The sequence below is a fragment of the Photobacterium sp. GB-36 genome (assembly GCF_003026135.1).
Lineage (GTDB): Bacteria > Pseudomonadota > Gammaproteobacteria > Enterobacterales > Vibrionaceae > Photobacterium.
In genome coordinates this window covers 1-762 of sequence record NZ_PYNY01000076.1, presented here as the reverse complement: position 1 = coordinate 762, position 762 = coordinate 1, and the positions used below count along the sequence as shown (strand labels likewise).

Sequence of the window (762 nt, the reverse complement as noted above, 5' to 3'; positions counted from 1 at the left end):
CAACAGGGAGTGTTATAAATATTCATTACAATAAAATCTTGTAATAGATCTTTATAATAAATCATTTAAAAAACAAGCACTTGACAGTGTTTTGGCTCGGTTGTATGGTTAGGCTATAAACATTTAATACTTGGATTTTAAAATGGATAAGATAATAGCTTCAACTCAAGAAAATGAATGGACAGGTTCAATTGCTCTAGATGACGCAGATGAACTTTATTTAAGAGAATATGCTTTAAAACACGGGTACATAGAGAGCAGTGATCATATATTAGGTTTTAAAGTAACGAATTTAACTGTATGCCTTTATTATGGAAAAGATACGTATTTGAATCTAACTCAGAAAGGTAAAGAGCCAAAAATGTCAGAGTTTGATGTTAGTATTACCGAGCTTTTTGAACTATTTAAAAGAGTGTCTTTTGCTGTATCCCGTAGAAACATTGGTAATGGTTTAGCATAGTACGCATACATTCTGATTACGTTAAAAAACCGCATCATCATTCATCATGGCGGTTTTTTGTATTTGGTATAATGGGTTAACAAAACCAAATCGGACAGGTGTAGTGGTCAACAAATACTAGCCACGGTTTTAGAGGTTAACCAATATAATCGTTCTGATTCATTCGGTGTTAATACGCCATTATATTGATGTGGTCGTAATTGGCTGTAATAACCAATAATATATCGAGTGATTTCGTGTTTTGCTTCAGCAAAACTACGATAACCTACATTTGGTACCCATTCTGTTTTTAAACTTCTAAA

Annotated in this window: 2 protein-coding genes; one reads left to right on the top strand and one right to left on the bottom strand. The window is 32.5% G+C overall.

All coding sequences use genetic code 11. From position 1 onward, the window contains the following. Positions 1-142: 142 nt before the first annotated feature. Positions 143-460, top strand: coding sequence for a hypothetical protein (locus C9J46_RS21370; RefSeq protein ID WP_107291496.1), 318 nt, complete (start codon positions 143-145; stop codon positions 458-460). Between the two features lie 107 nt (positions 461-567). Here the strand turns inward: C9J46_RS21370 and C9J46_RS21365 are convergent. Next, positions 568-762 (bottom strand): IS3 family transposase (locus C9J46_RS21365; protein WP_370444993.1); only part of this gene is annotated, 195 nt, incomplete at its 5' end.

Bases quoted from the DNA above. Each gene is read 5' to 3' on its own strand.
- C9J46_RS21370 (WP_107291496.1), top strand. From the start codon at position 143: ATGGATAAGATAATAGCTTCAACTCAAGAAAATGAATGGACAGGTTCA.